Source organism: Enterocloster clostridioformis, from assembly GCF_020297485.1.
GTDB classification, from domain to species: Bacteria; Bacillota; Clostridia; order Lachnospirales; family Lachnospiraceae; genus Enterocloster; species Enterocloster clostridioformis.
Genome location: NZ_JAIWZC010000001.1, coordinates 4476641 through 4491107, shown reverse-complemented (window position 1 = coordinate 4491107; position 14467 = coordinate 4476641). Strand labels below are relative to the sequence as shown.

The 14467-nt window shown below is 52.2% G+C and carries 13 protein-coding genes, 2 pseudogenes and 1 riboswitch; of the genes and pseudogenes, 3 read left to right on the top strand and 12 right to left on the bottom strand.

The features are described from left to right. The first annotated feature begins 101 nt into the window (after positions 1 to 101). Positions 102 to 326 carry a hypothetical protein gene (locus LA360_RS22505; RefSeq protein WP_146774920.1) on the top strand — a complete coding sequence of 75 codons (225 nt, stop codon included), beginning with the start codon at positions 102 to 104 and terminating at the stop codon, positions 324 to 326. A 23-nt stretch (positions 327 to 349) separates the two neighbouring features. On the opposite strand, the gene ltrA is transcribed toward LA360_RS22505, so the two are convergent. From ltrA to LA360_RS22475, 6 genes and pseudogenes are all read right to left on the bottom strand, one after another. Beyond that, the gene (ltrA, locus tag LA360_RS22500) at positions 350 to 1765 is read right to left on the bottom strand and encodes a group II intron reverse transcriptase/maturase (protein ID WP_166433694.1); all 1416 of its coding nucleotides are present in this window, start codon (positions 1763 to 1765) and stop codon (positions 350 to 352) included. 458 nt (positions 1766 to 2223) lie between these two features. Then, positions 2224 to 2342, bottom strand: a riboswitch (FMN riboswitch). 116 nt (positions 2343 to 2458) lie between these two features. After that, complete coding sequence (locus tag LA360_RS22495) at positions 2459 to 3049, bottom strand: nitroreductase family protein (protein ID WP_022202004.1); 591 nt, start codon at positions 3047 to 3049, stop codon at positions 2459 to 2461. A gap of 64 nt (positions 3050 to 3113) precedes the next feature. Beyond that, on the bottom strand, positions 3114 to 4298 hold the full coding sequence (locus LA360_RS22490) for an iron-containing alcohol dehydrogenase (protein WP_002585998.1): 1185 nt from the start codon (positions 4296 to 4298) through the stop codon (positions 3114 to 3116). Positions 4299 to 4429: 131 nt separating this feature from the next. After that, positions 4430 to 4633: pseudogene (locus LA360_RS31995) on the bottom strand (HAD family hydrolase); the annotation flags it as partial. Further along, complete coding sequence (locus LA360_RS22480; protein WP_022202003.1) at positions 4546 to 5634, bottom strand: ABC transporter ATP-binding protein; 1089 nt, start codon at positions 5632 to 5634, stop codon at positions 4546 to 4548. The gene LA360_RS22480 and the pseudogene LA360_RS31995, both read right to left, overlap by 88 nt. An 18-nt stretch (positions 5635 to 5652) precedes the next feature. After that, positions 5653 to 6537, bottom strand: a complete 885-nt coding sequence (locus tag LA360_RS22475; RefSeq protein WP_081031141.1) for a LacI family DNA-binding transcriptional regulator — start codon at positions 6535 to 6537, stop codon at positions 5653 to 5655. Positions 6538 to 6741: 204 nt separating this feature from the next. Here LA360_RS22475 and LA360_RS22470 point away from each other — a divergent pair, with 204 nt between their 5' ends. Continuing rightward, the gene (locus tag LA360_RS22470) at positions 6742 to 7977 is read left to right on the top strand and encodes a M23 family metallopeptidase (RefSeq protein WP_057571230.1); all 1236 of its coding nucleotides are present in this window, start codon (positions 6742 to 6744) and stop codon (positions 7975 to 7977) included. Between the two features lie 81 nt (positions 7978 to 8058). On the opposite strand, the pseudogene LA360_RS22465 reads toward LA360_RS22470, so the two are convergent. From LA360_RS22465 to LA360_RS22450, 4 genes and pseudogenes are all read right to left on the bottom strand, one after another. Next, positions 8059 to 9051: pseudogene (locus LA360_RS22465) on the bottom strand (ABC transporter permease); the annotation flags it as partial. Next, positions 9041 to 10162, bottom strand: coding sequence for an ABC transporter ATP-binding protein (locus tag LA360_RS22460; RefSeq protein WP_022201999.1), 1122 nt, complete (start codon positions 10160 to 10162; stop codon positions 9041 to 9043). The gene LA360_RS22460 and the pseudogene LA360_RS22465, both read right to left, overlap by 11 nt. Positions 10163 to 10254: 92 nt before the next feature. Then, the gene (locus tag LA360_RS22455) at positions 10255 to 11373 is read right to left on the bottom strand and encodes an ABC transporter substrate-binding protein (protein WP_112481575.1); all 1119 of its coding nucleotides are present in this window, start codon (positions 11371 to 11373) and stop codon (positions 10255 to 10257) included. Between the two features lie 25 nt (positions 11374 to 11398). Then, positions 11399 to 11851, bottom strand: coding sequence for a deoxyribose-phosphate aldolase (locus LA360_RS22450; protein WP_112481574.1), 453 nt, complete (start codon positions 11849 to 11851; stop codon positions 11399 to 11401). 229 nt (positions 11852 to 12080) lie between these two features. Here LA360_RS22450 and LA360_RS22445 point away from each other — a divergent pair, with 229 nt between their 5' ends. Beyond that, on the top strand, positions 12081 to 12350 hold the full coding sequence (locus LA360_RS22445) for a hypothetical protein (RefSeq protein WP_022201996.1): 270 nt from the start codon (positions 12081 to 12083) through the stop codon (positions 12348 to 12350). 147 nt (positions 12351 to 12497) lie between these two features. Here the strand turns inward: LA360_RS22445 and LA360_RS22440 are convergent, their stop codons facing one another. Both LA360_RS22440 and LA360_RS22435 read right to left on the bottom strand, forming a co-directional pair. Then, on the bottom strand, positions 12498 to 13289 hold the full coding sequence (locus tag LA360_RS22440) for a sugar phosphate isomerase/epimerase family protein (protein ID WP_112481573.1): 792 nt from the start codon (positions 13287 to 13289) through the stop codon (positions 12498 to 12500). Beyond that, positions 13258 to 14436 carry an ABC transporter ATP-binding protein gene (locus LA360_RS22435; RefSeq protein WP_022201994.1) on the bottom strand — a complete coding sequence of 393 codons (1179 nt, stop codon included), beginning with the start codon at positions 14434 to 14436 and terminating at the stop codon, positions 13258 to 13260. The genes LA360_RS22440 and LA360_RS22435 overlap by 32 nt, the downstream gene beginning before the upstream one ends. Positions 14437 to 14467: the final 31 nt, after the last annotated feature.

Genomic DNA, 14467 nt, shown 5'->3' with positions numbered 1-14467 from the left:
ACTTTCACGTCCGTGAGACCTCCCCGGGTACTCACACGTTCTTTCCCACTTATACCTGCCCCGTTTACTGCTGGCGTTCCGTGCAGTTATTGGACTTTAGTTTGTTAGGCAACCTCATCCACGCTTCACAGCCTATCCGGACAACTTTTACAGGCCAGTGGTTTGCCTCCGGCTTCCTTCAGACCCCACCTCACGATGACGCCCTTGCCATTGGCTGCACCCTTCCCACTGCCGGGCGGGTCAGGGACTTTCACCCGTTAGAACGTGCGCCCGCCGGGCGCACATCGGATAGGGGAGATTTTAACCTCCCCTTCCACACCACGTAGCGTACCGTTCGGTACTACGCGGTTCAATAGTTTACTCGGACTTTCAGATAGTGGGCAGTCATATCGGGATAACCAAGTCTGTCCACTATGATTCTTTTGGTGAGTGCCGAGTTGAGCATTCCCGCCGCTCTCCACACTCCCTTTCGGCAGTTCGCCATCTCATGCACCTTCCACTCTGGTAAATGTAACGCCCGCAACATTTTATATCTTGTGCGTACCTTCTTCCATTGTTTCCAGTACACCGCTCGGATTCTGTGGCGCAGCCACTCATCCGTCTGTTCCATCAGGCTTTTCATGTCTGCATATCGATAATAGTTAATCCATCCCCTTGCATAGCTTCGGCGTTTTTCTTCCCTCTCCTGATTGCTCCATTTGTTCCCTCTGGTTGTCAGCTCCCGTATCCGGTTCTTCATTTTTGCCACCGACTTCGGGTGTATCCTCATGCGGCATTTCCCTTTATGCCGGTAAAAGCCGTAGCCCAGGTATTTTATCTTGCTGACGTGGCTCACTGTCGTTTTCTGAAGATTGACTTTCAGAAACACTTTTCCTGTGATGAATGGCACAATGTTTTCCATTGTCCTCTCTGCGCTTTTCCTGCTTTTGCACAGAATCAGGCAGTCATCCGCATACCTCACATACTTGTGTCCCCTGCGCTCCAGTTCCTTGTCCAACTCATTCAGCATGACATTTCCACATAAGGGACTTAGCGGGCCTCCCTGCGGCACGCCCTCGGTCGTTGCGTGAAATCCTCCGTCCTCCATTACTCCGGCTTTCAGGTACTTGTGTATCAGCGAGATTACCCTCCCGTCCTTCACCGTCCTCGACAGCACCTCTATCAGCTTGCTGTGGTTCACCGTGTCAAAGTAGGATTGTAAATCCATGCTGACCACGTAGACATATCCTTCGTTGATATATTTCCTACATCTTTCCAGTGCGTCATGCGCCCCTCTGCCGGGACGGAATCCGATGCTGTTGTCAGAGAACTGTTCTTCATATAAGGGCGTCAGTTCCTGTGCGATTGCCTGTTGGATTACCCTGTCTACCACTGTGGGTATCCCCAGTTTCCTTGTTTTTCCTTTCTCCTCTTTGGGTATTTCTACCCTTCGGACTGGGTTTGGCTTGTATTTGCCTTCCCTCACCTGCTCGACCAATTCGGACTGGTGTTCTCTCAGGTAGGGTAGAAGTTCATCCACCTGCATTCCGTCAATCCCACCAACGCCTTTGTTCGTTTTGACCTTCTTATAGGCGGCATTTAGATTGTCGCTTCTAAGAATCGTATCTAGCAGGTTGTCCGTCCGAAAGTCCGTGTTGGTGTCGGGGTTCCCGGTAATCCTTTCATGGGCGTACTCTCCTGTTTCCCTTCCCTGTTCCGCAGGTATCTCTCGCAGGTAGTCCTCAATATGAAGTTGTCTGTACTTAATTCCATGTCCGGTTTCCATTTGGTAACGACACCTCCTACTGTTCAGTCCTTCCCGGTGCGTTTGCGACCGCCCGGTACTATGACCTCTGCTGACTTCTCACGGCAAGCTTTACTCCGTGACAGCGAATGTTTTATCGCCACTTTCACGTCCGTGAGACCTCCCCGGGTACTCACACGTTCTTTCCCACTTATACCTGCCCCGTTTACTGCTGGCGTTCCGTGCAGTTATTGGACTTTAGTTTGTTAGGCAACCTCATCCACGCTTCACAGCCTATCCGGACAACTTTTACAGGCCAGTGGTTTGCCTCCGGCTTCCTTCAGACCCCACCTCACGATGACGCCCTTGCCATTGGCTGCACCCTTCCCACTGCCGGGCGGGTCAGGGACTTTCACCCGTTAGAACGTGCGCCCGCCGGGCGCACCTATAAAAGCCCCGGATACGCAAATAATCCGGGGCCTGTTCATCTACCACTTACACACCTTCTTCTCTCATCCAGACTATACTGTCGGTTCTGGAATCACACCAGATCAGCCGCCGTAGCGGGTCGCGGACTATTACCGCCGGTAGGGAATCACACCCTGCCCCGAAGAACTTTATTTAATTATAGCTGAATCATAGCACATATGAGGACGGTTGGCAATAGTCTGCATATATTTTCTGCACTTCAGTCCCGGCGTCTCAGTCCCGGTATTCTGGCTCCATCCTTTCGTCTCATCGTCTCCAGACCACCACGTCCTCAAACCCTTTTCGGGGCCTGGGTGACGGCGACTCCTCCGGATAGCCGAAGGCCACGGCTGCCACCAGCTCACCCCCGCAGTCCATCCATCCGCACAGCTCCTCATAGGCAAAGAATATATCGCAGATCCACAGACTTCCGATTCCCAAATCCGTTGCTTCCAAAAGCATATTCTCAATTGCCGCGCTGACAGACTGGATATTACAGAGCTCATAAATCCTGTCCTCGTCATTCAGGGGAGCAAACAGCCCTTTTCCCAGGGGATTCAGGACAAATATGACCACCGGCGCCTGTTCCATGATTTGGACCGTGTACTCCGCGCCTCTCAGGTGCCTGCTGCTTTCCGGCAGCATGGCTCTGCCTGACTTTTCCCTCTGGATGCCGGCCCGAAACGCCCTCAACATTTCTTCCTTTGCCTGTCCCTGGATGACCATAAATTTCCACGGCTGTCTGTTCTTGGACGAGGGAGCCTTTATCCCGCTTTCTATAATTTTACAGATAATATCATGCGGTATTTCCCTGTCTGAGAACCTGCGTATACTCCTGCGGCTGTTAATTGCGTCCATTTTCTGTCTCCTTCTTGTTGACCGGGCAGGCCAAACTCCCATGGCCGTTATTCTGCCATCCCGGTTATTCTCCCATAGCCATCCTGTAAATTTCCATCATTTCTTCCTTGCCCAGTTCCCGGATGCCCGGCAGGGTGCGCTTGCCCATGTTGGTGCACTTCTCGGCCATCTCTTCCAGGCGTTCTTCCTCCACACCAAGTTCTTTTAAGGAGGACGGCATACCCAGGCTCTTATAGAAATCCTCCGTGGCCCGGATTCCTGCCAGAGCCGTGTTCATAGGGCAGTCAAAATCCATGTCTATGTTCCACACCCGGACCGCATACCGGGCAAAGCGGTTCACATCGCCGGGGCACACAAACCTGGCCCAGGACGGCCACAGGGCTGCCAGACCTGCTCCGTGGGCAATGGACGGGTACATGCCGGAAAGCTCGTGCTCCAGCTGGTGCACCTGCATAAAGAAATCCCTCCCCGCTCCTGTCAGTCCGTTATGGGAAAGGCTGCCTCCCCACATAAGAGCGGCCCTGGCTTCATAGTTATCCGGCTCTTTATCGGCAATCCTGCCCGCCTCCACCGTGGACTTTAACAATGCCTCGGCTATGCGGTCCGTCAGTTCCGTGTCCCTGGTCCTGCTGAAATACCGCTCCAGGGTGTGCATCATGATATCCACCGTACCGCAGGCTGTCTGGTATTTGCTTACCGTACAGGTCAGCTCCGGGTTGCAGATGGAAAACAGGGGGCGGTGGGTCACGCTGTTAAAGCCACGCTTAAATCCATTTTCCTCATTTGTGATGACACAGGATGCGCTCATCTCGCTGCCGGAGGCAGAAAGCGTCAGAATGACGCCCACCGGCAATGCCCTGGCCGGCACAGCCTCCTGGCGGAAATAGGTCCACACGTCCGCATCCGGGTTTCCCGCGCCGTCCGCTATGCACTTGGCTGAGTCAATCACGCTGCCTCCTCCAACAGCAAGCACCAGGTCCACGCCCTCCCTAAGACACAGTTCTATTCCCTCTTTTGCCTTTGCCAGAGTGGGATTAGCCTGTACGCCTCCCAGCGTCACATACTGTATTCCCTCTGCCTCAAGGGCTCCTGTAACCGCGTCCAGAAGTCCGGACTTCCTTGCGCTGGCCCCTCCGAAATGCACCAGCACCTTCTTAAATCCGTATTCCTTTACAATCTTTCCTACCTGCTGATGGGTATTCTTACCAAATATCATCCTGGTTGGTGTGAAAAACTCAAAATTCTCCATTATGCAATCCTCCTCTATGCCGCTTTTATCACTGCTTTCATTATACATAAATCAGAGGGCTTTTTCCACTTAAATCTGCTGCCTGTATTTTCCTGCGCCAGCTTTCCCATTTTTCTCCGGATAAAGTAAAAAAGGGCCCCGCGGAACGTTTTCACCATCTGTTCCTGCCAGGCCCCTCCGTAGGTTCCCCGTACCAGTCTTTCCAGTGCTTCGCCCGGGAACCGGCGCCACGACATCTCCTCATGCTTTACCAGGATAGGATAATAGTATACCCCGTTGTCCGCCGCGGCCTCACAGTCTCCCGGCGCATCCCCCACCATGAGCACATGGTCCGGTACAGGATGCGCTCCCCGCCCACTTCCAGGTAAATGGTTGTCTCTGAGCCGGCGGGCATCACGGAGTATACTTCCGCTTCTATGCTGCCCTCTGCCGGTCCGTCCAGTATCTCCGCCAGCTCCGGTCTCACCCCGACCACCGCCTCAAAGCTGCCGTCGCCGGGAGCTTCCCCGGTAAAGGACTTCTTATCAAAGGTCACGGTTCCCAATACGGATTCCACGGTCATGGCATCTCCCGACACCCTGGCCTTTCCCGGAAGGAAATTCACCTTTGGATTGCCGATAAAATCAGCCACCCGCAGGGAGGCGGGGTTTTGGTACAGCTCCATGGGAGGCGCCACCTGCTCCAGTACGCCCTCAAAGAAAATGGCTACCTTGGTAGACATGGTCAGGGCCTCTGTCTGGTCATGGGTCACATAGATAATGGTGGTGCCTAACTCCTGATGGAGCCGTTTGATTTCACTTCTCATCTCAATTCTCAGCTTGGCGTCCAGGTTGGACAGCGGCTCATCTAAAAGCAGCACCTCCGGCTCCGACACAATGGCCCTGGCTATGGCCACGCGCTGCTGCTGTCCGCCGGACAGTTCCGATGGGTACCGGTCAATGAACGCCTCAATCCTCATGCGCTTTAAGGCGTTTTCCACCTTCTTTCGTATCTCCTCCTTGGGCACCTTTGCCACCTTAAGGCCAAAGGCCGCATTGTCAAATACCGTCATGTGGGGCCAAAGGGCATAGGACTGGAACACCAGGTTAAGATGGCGTTTTCCCGGTTCCTCATAAAACTTTTCAGGCGCGTTGACAATCTCCCTGTCCCCCATGTACATATACCCTTTCTGGGGTTTCTCCAGGCCGGCCGCCACGCGCAGGGTGGTGGTCTTGCCGCAGCCTGACGGTCCTAACAGGGTCATAAACTCCCCGTCCTCAATCACCAGGCTGATGTCCTTTAACACATGGTTCTTGCCATAATATTTATTGATTCCTCTTAATTCAATTCTGCTCATCTTTCATATCCTCCCGCATTAAAAGCCCTTGGTGATGTCCGCGTCCGTAAAGGTATTTGCAAACCAGTAGACGAAGAATACCAGCACAAACATAACGATGGTCACTGCACTGGACAGCTGAATCAGATTTTCCGCCGAATAGGCGTACGCCATATAGGGCAGCGTCTGCTGGCTGGGCGTCATGAGTATGACTATCAGGTCCAGTTCCTTCATGATGCTGATGAATACCAGCATGAATCCGCTTATCATGCCGCCCTTTGACAGGGGGAACACAATCTTAAAGAACCTGCGCGGGAACCCCGCGTTTTCCACCTGGGCGGCTTCCTCCAGCTCCGTGCTGATCTGGAGCATATTGGACGTTCCTGCCCTGGAGGCAAAGGGCATGTTTTTCACCACCGCGATACTGCCGGCCTGCTCCTCGTCGGCGCAGACATAGGGAATCCCGCACTGGCCCGTAAGCTCATTGAGGGCCACCATGGGCACGTTGTGAATGAACTCACTCATGCTCTCCGTGCTCCTTGGACCAATGGGAAATATCAGGATTCCCTCCACCTGGTGTTCTGCCAGAAGCTTCAGATAATCCCTCTCTGCCCTCAGTTCCCGGAAGCTGTTGCACAGCAGCACCTGATACCCCCTCTTGTGAGCTGCGTCCGACGCCTTCACCATGAGTTCGGAGTAAAAAGGACTCATGATATCCGGCATGATGATGCCTATGGTCTGGGTCCTGCGCTTTACAAGACTCCTGGCCAATCCGTTGGGGGTGTAGGAGAGCCGTTCACATACCCGCAATATCCGGCTGCGTTTTTTCTCGCTGATGCCGTCCATCCCGTTTAACGCCCTGGATACAGAGGCGATGAATACCCCTGCCTCTCTTGCAATATCTTTGATTATTACTTGTTTCATATTAGGCCTTCTCCCCATTTCTCCGTTTTAAAGAATGGTTTTCGTAAAATTTACGGCCGTATACGTTTACGGCCAATAGAAGATAATTTTTCTTTTGTACAAATTGCCCCCTCTCCCCTCATTCATGCATAAAGCACCTTGGGCAGACATAAGATTACTCCAGGACCCATATTTCCCGAAAGGGTGTCAGGAGGCGGTTATATTATGAGATTCTTCCGAATGCTCCGGGAGCATTTACATATCAGTGCAAAGACAGTGATTTACGGGGAAATGCTGGTGCTAAGCCTGCTGTGTCTCAGCATATTCCTTTTTAAAACAGATCCGGGCCAGGCAGTCATAAGCCAGGCATCCAGGCTGGCCGGATACATGAATCCCCTGGAAAACACGGACAGCGCGGACCCGGACAATACAGAGACAGATAAGAAAGCGGATAAAAATAAGGATTATATCAAATGGGTGGACTTTGGTGTCACCTCAGAGGCAATGAACCAGGCATTCCGCCTTGACGTGGACACATGCCGATCTGACATCCATCTGAACTGGGTGGATTTACTGGCCTATCTGGGTACCCGTTACGGCGGAGACTTTTCCAAATATAAGCCGGAACACATGACCGCGGTGGCTGAAAAGCTGAAAAACGGCGAAACCACCATGGAAGAATTGACAAAAGACATGAAGTATTACTCGTATTACCGCCAGGCTTACGGGGCTGTATTAGACGGCATGGTAGGCCAGTTTGAGGCAGAGATACCGGCAAGCGAGGCCCCTGCCGCTTATCTTCCCTCAGGCGTGGCAGGGGGAGCCCCCGGAGATCCCGCCACGGTCTGGGTGACAAAATACGGACTCAAGGCATTTTCCCCCATCGCCAAAGGATTTCCCTACAGTGATTTTGACGACTTCGGCGTGGCCCGCAGCTATGGCTTCAAGCGCCAGCACCTGGGCCACGACATGATGGGCCAGGTGGGGACTCCGGTGGTTGCCGTGGAATCCGGCTATGTGGAAGCCCTGGGCTGGAACCAGTATGGCGGATGGAGGCTGGGAATACGCAGCTTTGACCACAAACGCTACTACTATTACGCCCATCTGCGCAAGAATTACCCCTACCAGTCCGGCCTGGAGGTGGGCAGCGTGGTGCAGGCCGGGGATGTCATAGGCTATCTGGGGCGCACCGGTTACAGCCGCACGGAGAACACCAACAACATCGACGACCCCCATCTCCACTTTGGCCTGGAACTTATATTCGATGAATCCCAAAAGGACAGCAACAATGAAATCTGGGTCAGCTGTTATGAACTGGTAAAATTCCTGAATCTGAACCGCTGCGAGACGGTGAAGGTGGAGGGCACTAAGGAATGGAAGCGAGTGTACGGCATCAAGGACCCGTCGGTACCGGCTCAGCCGGCTACGCCGTCCCAGCCCACAGAGCCGCCCCAATCATAAACATTCTGCGATACCCCCATATGGTTCGGACTCGTCCTCAACCACCTCGGCAGCAACAATCAGGTCATTCACCGGGGACATATCCACAAACACCTGCATCTTGGCAGCACGGAAGGAGGTGTACACAACCATGCACTGGGGTATGATGGAGGTGGCTGCCAGCAGATAGATAAACAGGTGGATGAAAAAGCCTTTGATTCCATAGGCCTCCTTGGGCTGTATCGGCCTCATGGAGCTCATGGTAAAGGACTTGGTATTCACATACCATTTCTGAAGCAGGAACACGGTGGCGGTGACTACCACCATGATAGTCGCCATACATGCCGCAAAGTTGGCGGAGCCGCCTGTCTCTCCCACGAACTCGGAGTATACCAGGGTAGGCATAACGCGGTATCCCTCGCCAATCAGGGCAGGCGTACCAAAGTCCGCCATACAGTTCATAAACACCAGCAGTGCTGCCGCTATGAGGGTAGGGGTTACAAGGGGCATGATTACGGTAAGGACCTTTTTCAGTCCCCCGCATCCCAGGCTTTCCGCCGCCTCTGACAGGGCCACGTCTATCTTTTTGAGGGCTCCCGACACATACATATAGATAAAGGGATACAGCTTAAGTGCAAATACCAACAGCATTCCTCCAAAGCCGTAAATGGACGGCATATGGATTCCCAGGCCCTTTAAAAGCTGAGTCACGGTGCCGCTTCTTCCCAGAAGCAGGATCCAGGAGTAGGCGCCGATAAAGTTGGGGCTCATCATGGAGATGATGAACAGGATTTCCAGCGCTCCTTTTCCTTTTATCTTATAGAACGACATGAAATAGGCCAGAGGCACGCCCAGTATAATGGCCGCCACTGTCACGCTGAAGGTCAGCTTAAACGAGTTGAGCAGTGCGCTCTTATAATACTTCTTTGAAAAGAACCTGGCATAGTTGTCAATGGTCCAGACCCCTGTCTCCGTGTCCTTGAAGCCGCTTAAGAAAAGACTGATGAGCGGATAGAGAAGGAACAGGGCAAACAGGGCAATGATGACCACTGTCACAAAAGTCCAGAAGTCCCACCTGATTTTCTTATTCGTCATATCTCTTCACATCCTTTATCAGACTCTGTTCCATGTCCTGGGTGAACACGTTGATTTTATTGGGGTTCGGTCTAAGGCGTATCTTTTCTCCCACCGCGAATATACGGTCCACATGGCCCAAATCCTGAGAGTACTCGATGCTTGGCTGGTCCTCCAGCACCATACCCTCTCCGAAGCGCAGAAAGTAGTTGGTATATTTGCCCAGGAAGGTCCTGCTGATGATTTCGCAATCCATGCCTTCCCGATTCAGCGAGAATTCCTCAGGGCGGACAGATACCACTACCCTTTGGCCCTCCGTCACCGTATCCACAAGATTTGGCATCTCCACATGGTATCCGCCCTCAAACACAACGGAGGGCACACCCCCTTGCTTTCTTATGGTTCCGAAAAAGAGATTGGAATGGCCGATGAAGGTGGATACAAATGCATTGCAGGGCCTTGCATAGATGTCCTGGGGACTTCCAATCTGCTGAATCACCCCCAGCTTCATGACCGCAACCCTGTCTGAAATGGCAAGGGCTTCCTCCTGGTCGTGGGTCACGTAAACAGTGGTAATGCCCACCTGCTTCTGCACATCCCGAATGGCGCTTCGCATCTCGATACGCAGCTTGGCATCCAGATTGGACAGCGGCTCATCCATGAGAAGCACCTGGGGATGGATGACAATGGCCCTGGCCAGGGCCACTCTCTGCTGCTGGCCGCCGGACAGGCGCTCCGGCAGACGGTCCTGATATTCGTCGATTTTTACCGCCTTCAGGATTTCATCCACACGCTCCTTCATGTGCTCCTTTGGCACCTTGCGGATTTTCAGGCCATATTCCACGTTCTGGCGGACCGTCAGATGGGGGAAGATGGCATAGCTCTGGAACACCATGCCGATGTTCCTTTTCTGGGCCGGAATATCGTTGATGACCTTGCCGTCAAATTTGATGCTCCCCCCTTCGATACTGTTAAACCCGGCAATCATGCGCAGCAGAGTGGTCTTGCCGCATCCGGATGGCCCCAGGAGGGTGAAGAATTCCCCATTTTTTATAAAAGCGGACAAGTCCGGTATGATAGTCATGTCCCCATATTTTTTCGCCACATTGTCGATTCCAATTGAAACACTCATACGTTTCCCCTCAATTCCTCTAAAATGAAGGGGGCTGACATATTAAGCCACGCCCCCGATATATGTACCGTTCACCTGATCTATGGATTGGTTTACTCTGTAAACAGCTCCTTGAACTCATCCAGCCATTCAGACTTGTGTGCCGCCGTGTCTGTCTCGTCATCCTGGATTACCTTAATCTGATCCATGGGAGCCATGGCGTCTCCTGCCTCCACATCCTTGCGGATGGTTCTTCTGTACTGGGTATTGTTCATGAATTCCTGTACATCCTTGCTTGTGAGCCAGTCCACGAACTTCTGGGCATTTGATTCATTGGGGCAGCCCTTGATGATGTATACGCCGTCGCCTCGGAAGATAACACCTTCACTCATATAGACTGTCTTAACAGGCGCGCCTGCGCCCACATACTGCGCGGAACCCTGCTCGAAGGTAAGTCCCACGGTGTACTCTCCGTCCGCAACGCCCTTATAAACCGCGGAGGAACCGCCTAAGAGCTTTCCGTCCAACTGTGCACAGAACTGTTTTACATAGTCCCATCCATTGTCAGGATTGCCGCCGCCCATTGCATAGAGCATGTTTACCAGATGCTCGAAGGAGGAAGAAGACGCGGCCGGGTCCGCAAAGGCAATTCTGCCCTTTAATTCAGGATTCAGCAGGTCCTCATATCCTTCCATCCTGATATCGCCAATCAGGTCCGTGTTCACCATGATAACCGATGGAATGGTATCAAAGCGTGTCAGATTGCCCTCTGTATTCTTGTATTCATCATAGAACGCGTCCTCGTTGGATGTTGTGTAATCCGCAAAATACTCGCTCTTGTTCTTTACGGTTCCGATGGTTCCTGACCAGAGGATATCCGCCTGGGGATTGTCTGCTTCTGTCTGGATTCTCTTTAACGCGTCGCCGGTACCCATGGCCAGGCACTCAGCGTCAATACCGGTGTCCTCCTCAAACATGGCCAGCATGGAATCAATCATGGACTCTGTAAGGGGGCTGTAAATTATGAGCTTCTCATCCTTGGAAGCAGCTCCTCCCTCTTCCTTCTTCGCTCCGCTGTCCTCATCCTTTCCTTTCTCTGCACCGGCCTCAGCCTTGGTCGCCTGGGTATCCGCGCCTTTATCTGTGGCGGAACCTGAACCGCCTGAACAGCCAGCCAGGCTGACAGCCACTGCCGCCGCGCATAAAACCGGGATTAATCTTCTTTTTTTCATTACCTTTATCCTCCTTTAAACTTGGTTAATATGGTTTGAATACCGAATCAATGGGTTCCTGCCTCCCGGCTGCCGTTTTAACTGCCTCGATTTCACGGGTGATCCTGGAGAACTCACCTTTTTTCACATCGCCTAAGATTACCACCATATCCACTTCCCCGGCTCCGTCCGCCAGGACCCTCCGGGTTCCGTAAACCTTTGTTTCCGTGATATTATATCCCAGCGGAAAACCAATGACCGTGCACACATTCGGCTTGTCCCCATAAGCATTTGATACCCGCTTAACATAGCCGGGAGGGATACAGACCGAAGCCGTGCGGTTTTCAATGGCTTCCTCACAGAGTGTCTGTATCTCATCCCGGGTTGAGACTGCCTTTAACAGCGTATGGCCCGCATGGACCAAAATCTCTTCCTTTGTCATCCCCCTGTCCTTTTTGTCTGCAATTTCATTATATCTTCTCATTGTCGCCTGAACCATCCGAAATCCTGGCAAATTATCCAATATTCTGAACCCATTTTATATTTTTCTGTATATTGTAGATAATTTACACGTTAAACGGTCCATTGAATTTTTCTGATGGAATTTACTCTGAAATGTGATAGGATATATACAGAACCTGATTTTATTGCAGTCAGGCAGCAGCTGACAAATCCAGGCAGTTCACAGGCCCGGACAGCAACTCCCACTGGCAGAAATGGAGGCATCTATGTTCGGAATAAAGAAAAAGACAGAAGTGTTCATGACCAACGACCTGGAATTATACACCACCGTACATCAGGCCCTGAAGGCCGCACAGATTCCCTGCGAAGTAAAGATTGTCAATACCGGTACCCAGAACAGGCGGACCGGCACACTTATGGGCAGGGTGGGCGAACGGCCTGAGCTGGAAATCCAGTACTATATCTATACGCCCCGGGAATATGCGGAGAGGGCGAAGTATGTGATTGATGAATATAGGAAGAGTTTGTCCCGGTAAGGATGTCTGAATATTCATCTCTTTCGAAGCATAATCCATCATTAAATACAATCGTTTCACGGAAAAGCTCAGTTACTGCTACATAAAAAAAGCGCGGACAAATATTCAATCTGCGCTTTTAACTATTGGACTTTATTTTCCAAATTATTACAAACTATTTTCAAAGGCCAGCAGCCGTTCCACATCCTCCACAATCCCCTGGCAGTCATCCGCTGTCTCCATGCCGTACTCCACTACCAGGTCAGCCTGAGGGGTATATTCCCTGGCCCATGTCATAAAGATTTCAAAATCCAGGGTTCCGTCTCCAATCCGCCTGTGGCTGTCGTGAACTCCGTCATTATTGTGAAGATGGTATGCCAGAATCTGCCCCTTGAGGCGCTCCATAACGCCGCGCAGGTCCCAGCCATTGGCATGGGCATGGCCGATGTCGATGAGCACCGGGTACTTTTCTGTCCCGCACAGGGAGACAAACTCATTCTCATCTAACAGCATATTGTTCCGGTCCATGACCCCTGCATTCTCCACTGCCACCGGTATTCCCAAGGGACGAAACAGTTCCTCCACTCTGCGGTAATTCACGCAGGAATCCCTGAGCATCCTCTCCTTATCCCTGACTACACAGTTGTTGTGATGAAAAACCATATAGCGGCTGTTGAGTTTCTCTGAATAATGAAGGGTCTGCTCCACCAGCTCCATGGTATACTCATACTCCGGGGTTCCCTGGGGCGCCGAGTGCTCCGCCTTGTAATAGGGGCCGTGAAAGCTGATGGGAACACGGCTTAAAATGTCCGTGCTCTCCTCAAGAAGAGGGGCAAATATCTGCTGGTGGAACATGGGAAATACTTCCACCCCCACCTGTCCCCTCCATTTTTCCACATAGGGCAGAACTCTCTTAAACTCCTCCGCCTTATACATATTGGTACTGATGAGCAAAGCCATTGTCGTTCTCTCCCTTCTTTTTGGAGACCTTTGGGAGTATATGCGGCTCCTTGGCGGCCCTCAGCTGTTCAGGATAGCCCAGGGATACCTGGGTGGTCCTGTCAAAGAGATGGATTCTGTCAAAATCCGGCTGGATGTATACGTTCTCTCCCGGAGCAGGGATATCGCCCTCGCTCACAGCGATAAACTCCATATTGTCCACCTGCACGTATACGCCGTACCGGTTGCCGTAATCCTCCACGTACTTGACGGTTCCTTCCAGGGTATTGTCCTGGTGCCTGCGTAATAAAACCATGTGCTCCGGACGGATTCCCAGGAACAGGCGGCCGGACTCGTTGCGTGAGGCCAATCCGGACCACATGTCCGGCAGCCAGATCACCTGTCTTCCAATCACCAGCGTTCCCTTGGTGTAGGATGCCTCCACAATATTCATGGAGGGGGAGCCGATGAATTTTGCGGTAAATACATTGGCCGGACGGTTGTATACATTGGAAGGGGTGTCAAGCATCTGCATTTTCCCCTCGTGCATCAGTGCTATGCGCTGTCCCACGGTCATTGCCTCAATTTGGTCATGGGTTACATAAATAAGGGTCTGGTGGTACATCTCATGGATTTTCACCAGCTCCTTCCTGGCCCGCAGCCTCAGCTGGGCGTCCAGGTTGGAAAGGGGTTCGTCCAAAAGAAAATAATCCGAGCGCTTCACCACTGCCCTGGCCAGCGCGACCCTCTGGCGCTGGCCGCCGGAGAGGTCCTTAGGCCTGCGATCCTCCAGTCCCTTCAGGTCCAGCATATCCAGGACCTCCGAAAGTCTGGTCTTTATCTCCGCCGGATCCATCTTGTGGGCCTTTAAGCCGTAAATGATATTATTTTGCACCGTCATATGAGGAAACAGGGCATAGTTCTGAAATACCATGGACACATTCCTCTCCCCGCAGGGAACATCGTTTACCAGACGGCCGTCCATATAGAGATTTCCCCCGCTGAGCTTCTCCAGGCCCGCAATCATCCGCAGGGTGGTGGATTTGCCGCAGCCGGAAGGTCCCAACAGAATCAGGCGCTCTCCTTCCCTGATTTCCATATTCAAATCCTTTACGATTACATTTTTGTCATAAGCCTTTACTACATGGTCAAATACTATGTTTTTCATTTATTTCTCCTTATTTGATTCCTTCGACCGT

Excerpts from the sequence above, each read along its gene's own strand:
- LA360_RS22435 (WP_022201994.1), bottom strand. The coding sequence starts at position 14,436 with ATGAAAAACATAGTATTTGACCATGTAGTAAAGGCTTATGACAAAAAT.
- LA360_RS22440 (WP_112481573.1), bottom strand. The coding sequence starts at position 13,289 with ATGGCTTTGCTCATCAGTACCAATATGTATAAGGCGGAGGAGTTTAAG.
- LA360_RS22495 (WP_022202004.1), bottom strand. The coding sequence starts at position 3,049 with ATGGACGCAATTAACAGCCGCAGGAGTATACGCAGGTTCTCAGACAGG.
- LA360_RS22455 (WP_112481575.1), bottom strand. The coding sequence starts at position 11,373 with ATGAAAAAAAGAAGATTAATCCCGGTTTTATGCGCGGCGGCAGTGGCT.
- LA360_RS22475 (WP_081031141.1), bottom strand. The coding sequence starts at position 6,537 with ATGAAACAAGTAATAATCAAAGATATTGCAAGAGAGGCAGGGGTATTC.
- LA360_RS22450 (WP_112481574.1), bottom strand. The coding sequence starts at position 11,851 with ATGGTTCAGGCGACAATGAGAAGATATAATGAAATTGCAGACAAAAAG.
- LA360_RS22460 (WP_022201999.1), bottom strand. The coding sequence starts at position 10,162 with ATGAGTGTTTCAATTGGAATCGACAATGTGGCGAAAAAATATGGGGAC.
- ltrA (WP_166433694.1), bottom strand. The coding sequence starts at position 1,765 with ATGGAAACCGGACATGGAATTAAGTACAGACAACTTCATATTGAGGAC.
- LA360_RS22470 (WP_057571230.1), top strand. The coding sequence starts at position 6,742 with ATGAGATTCTTCCGAATGCTCCGGGAGCATTTACATATCAGTGCAAAG.
- LA360_RS22480 (WP_022202003.1), bottom strand. The coding sequence starts at position 5,634 with ATGAGCAGAATTGAATTAAGAGGAATCAATAAATATTATGGCAAGAAC.
- LA360_RS22490 (WP_002585998.1), bottom strand. The coding sequence starts at position 4,298 with ATGGAGAATTTTGAGTTTTTCACACCAACCAGGATGATATTTGGTAAG.
- LA360_RS22445 (WP_022201996.1), top strand. The coding sequence starts at position 12,081 with ATGTTCGGAATAAAGAAAAAGACAGAAGTGTTCATGACCAACGACCTG.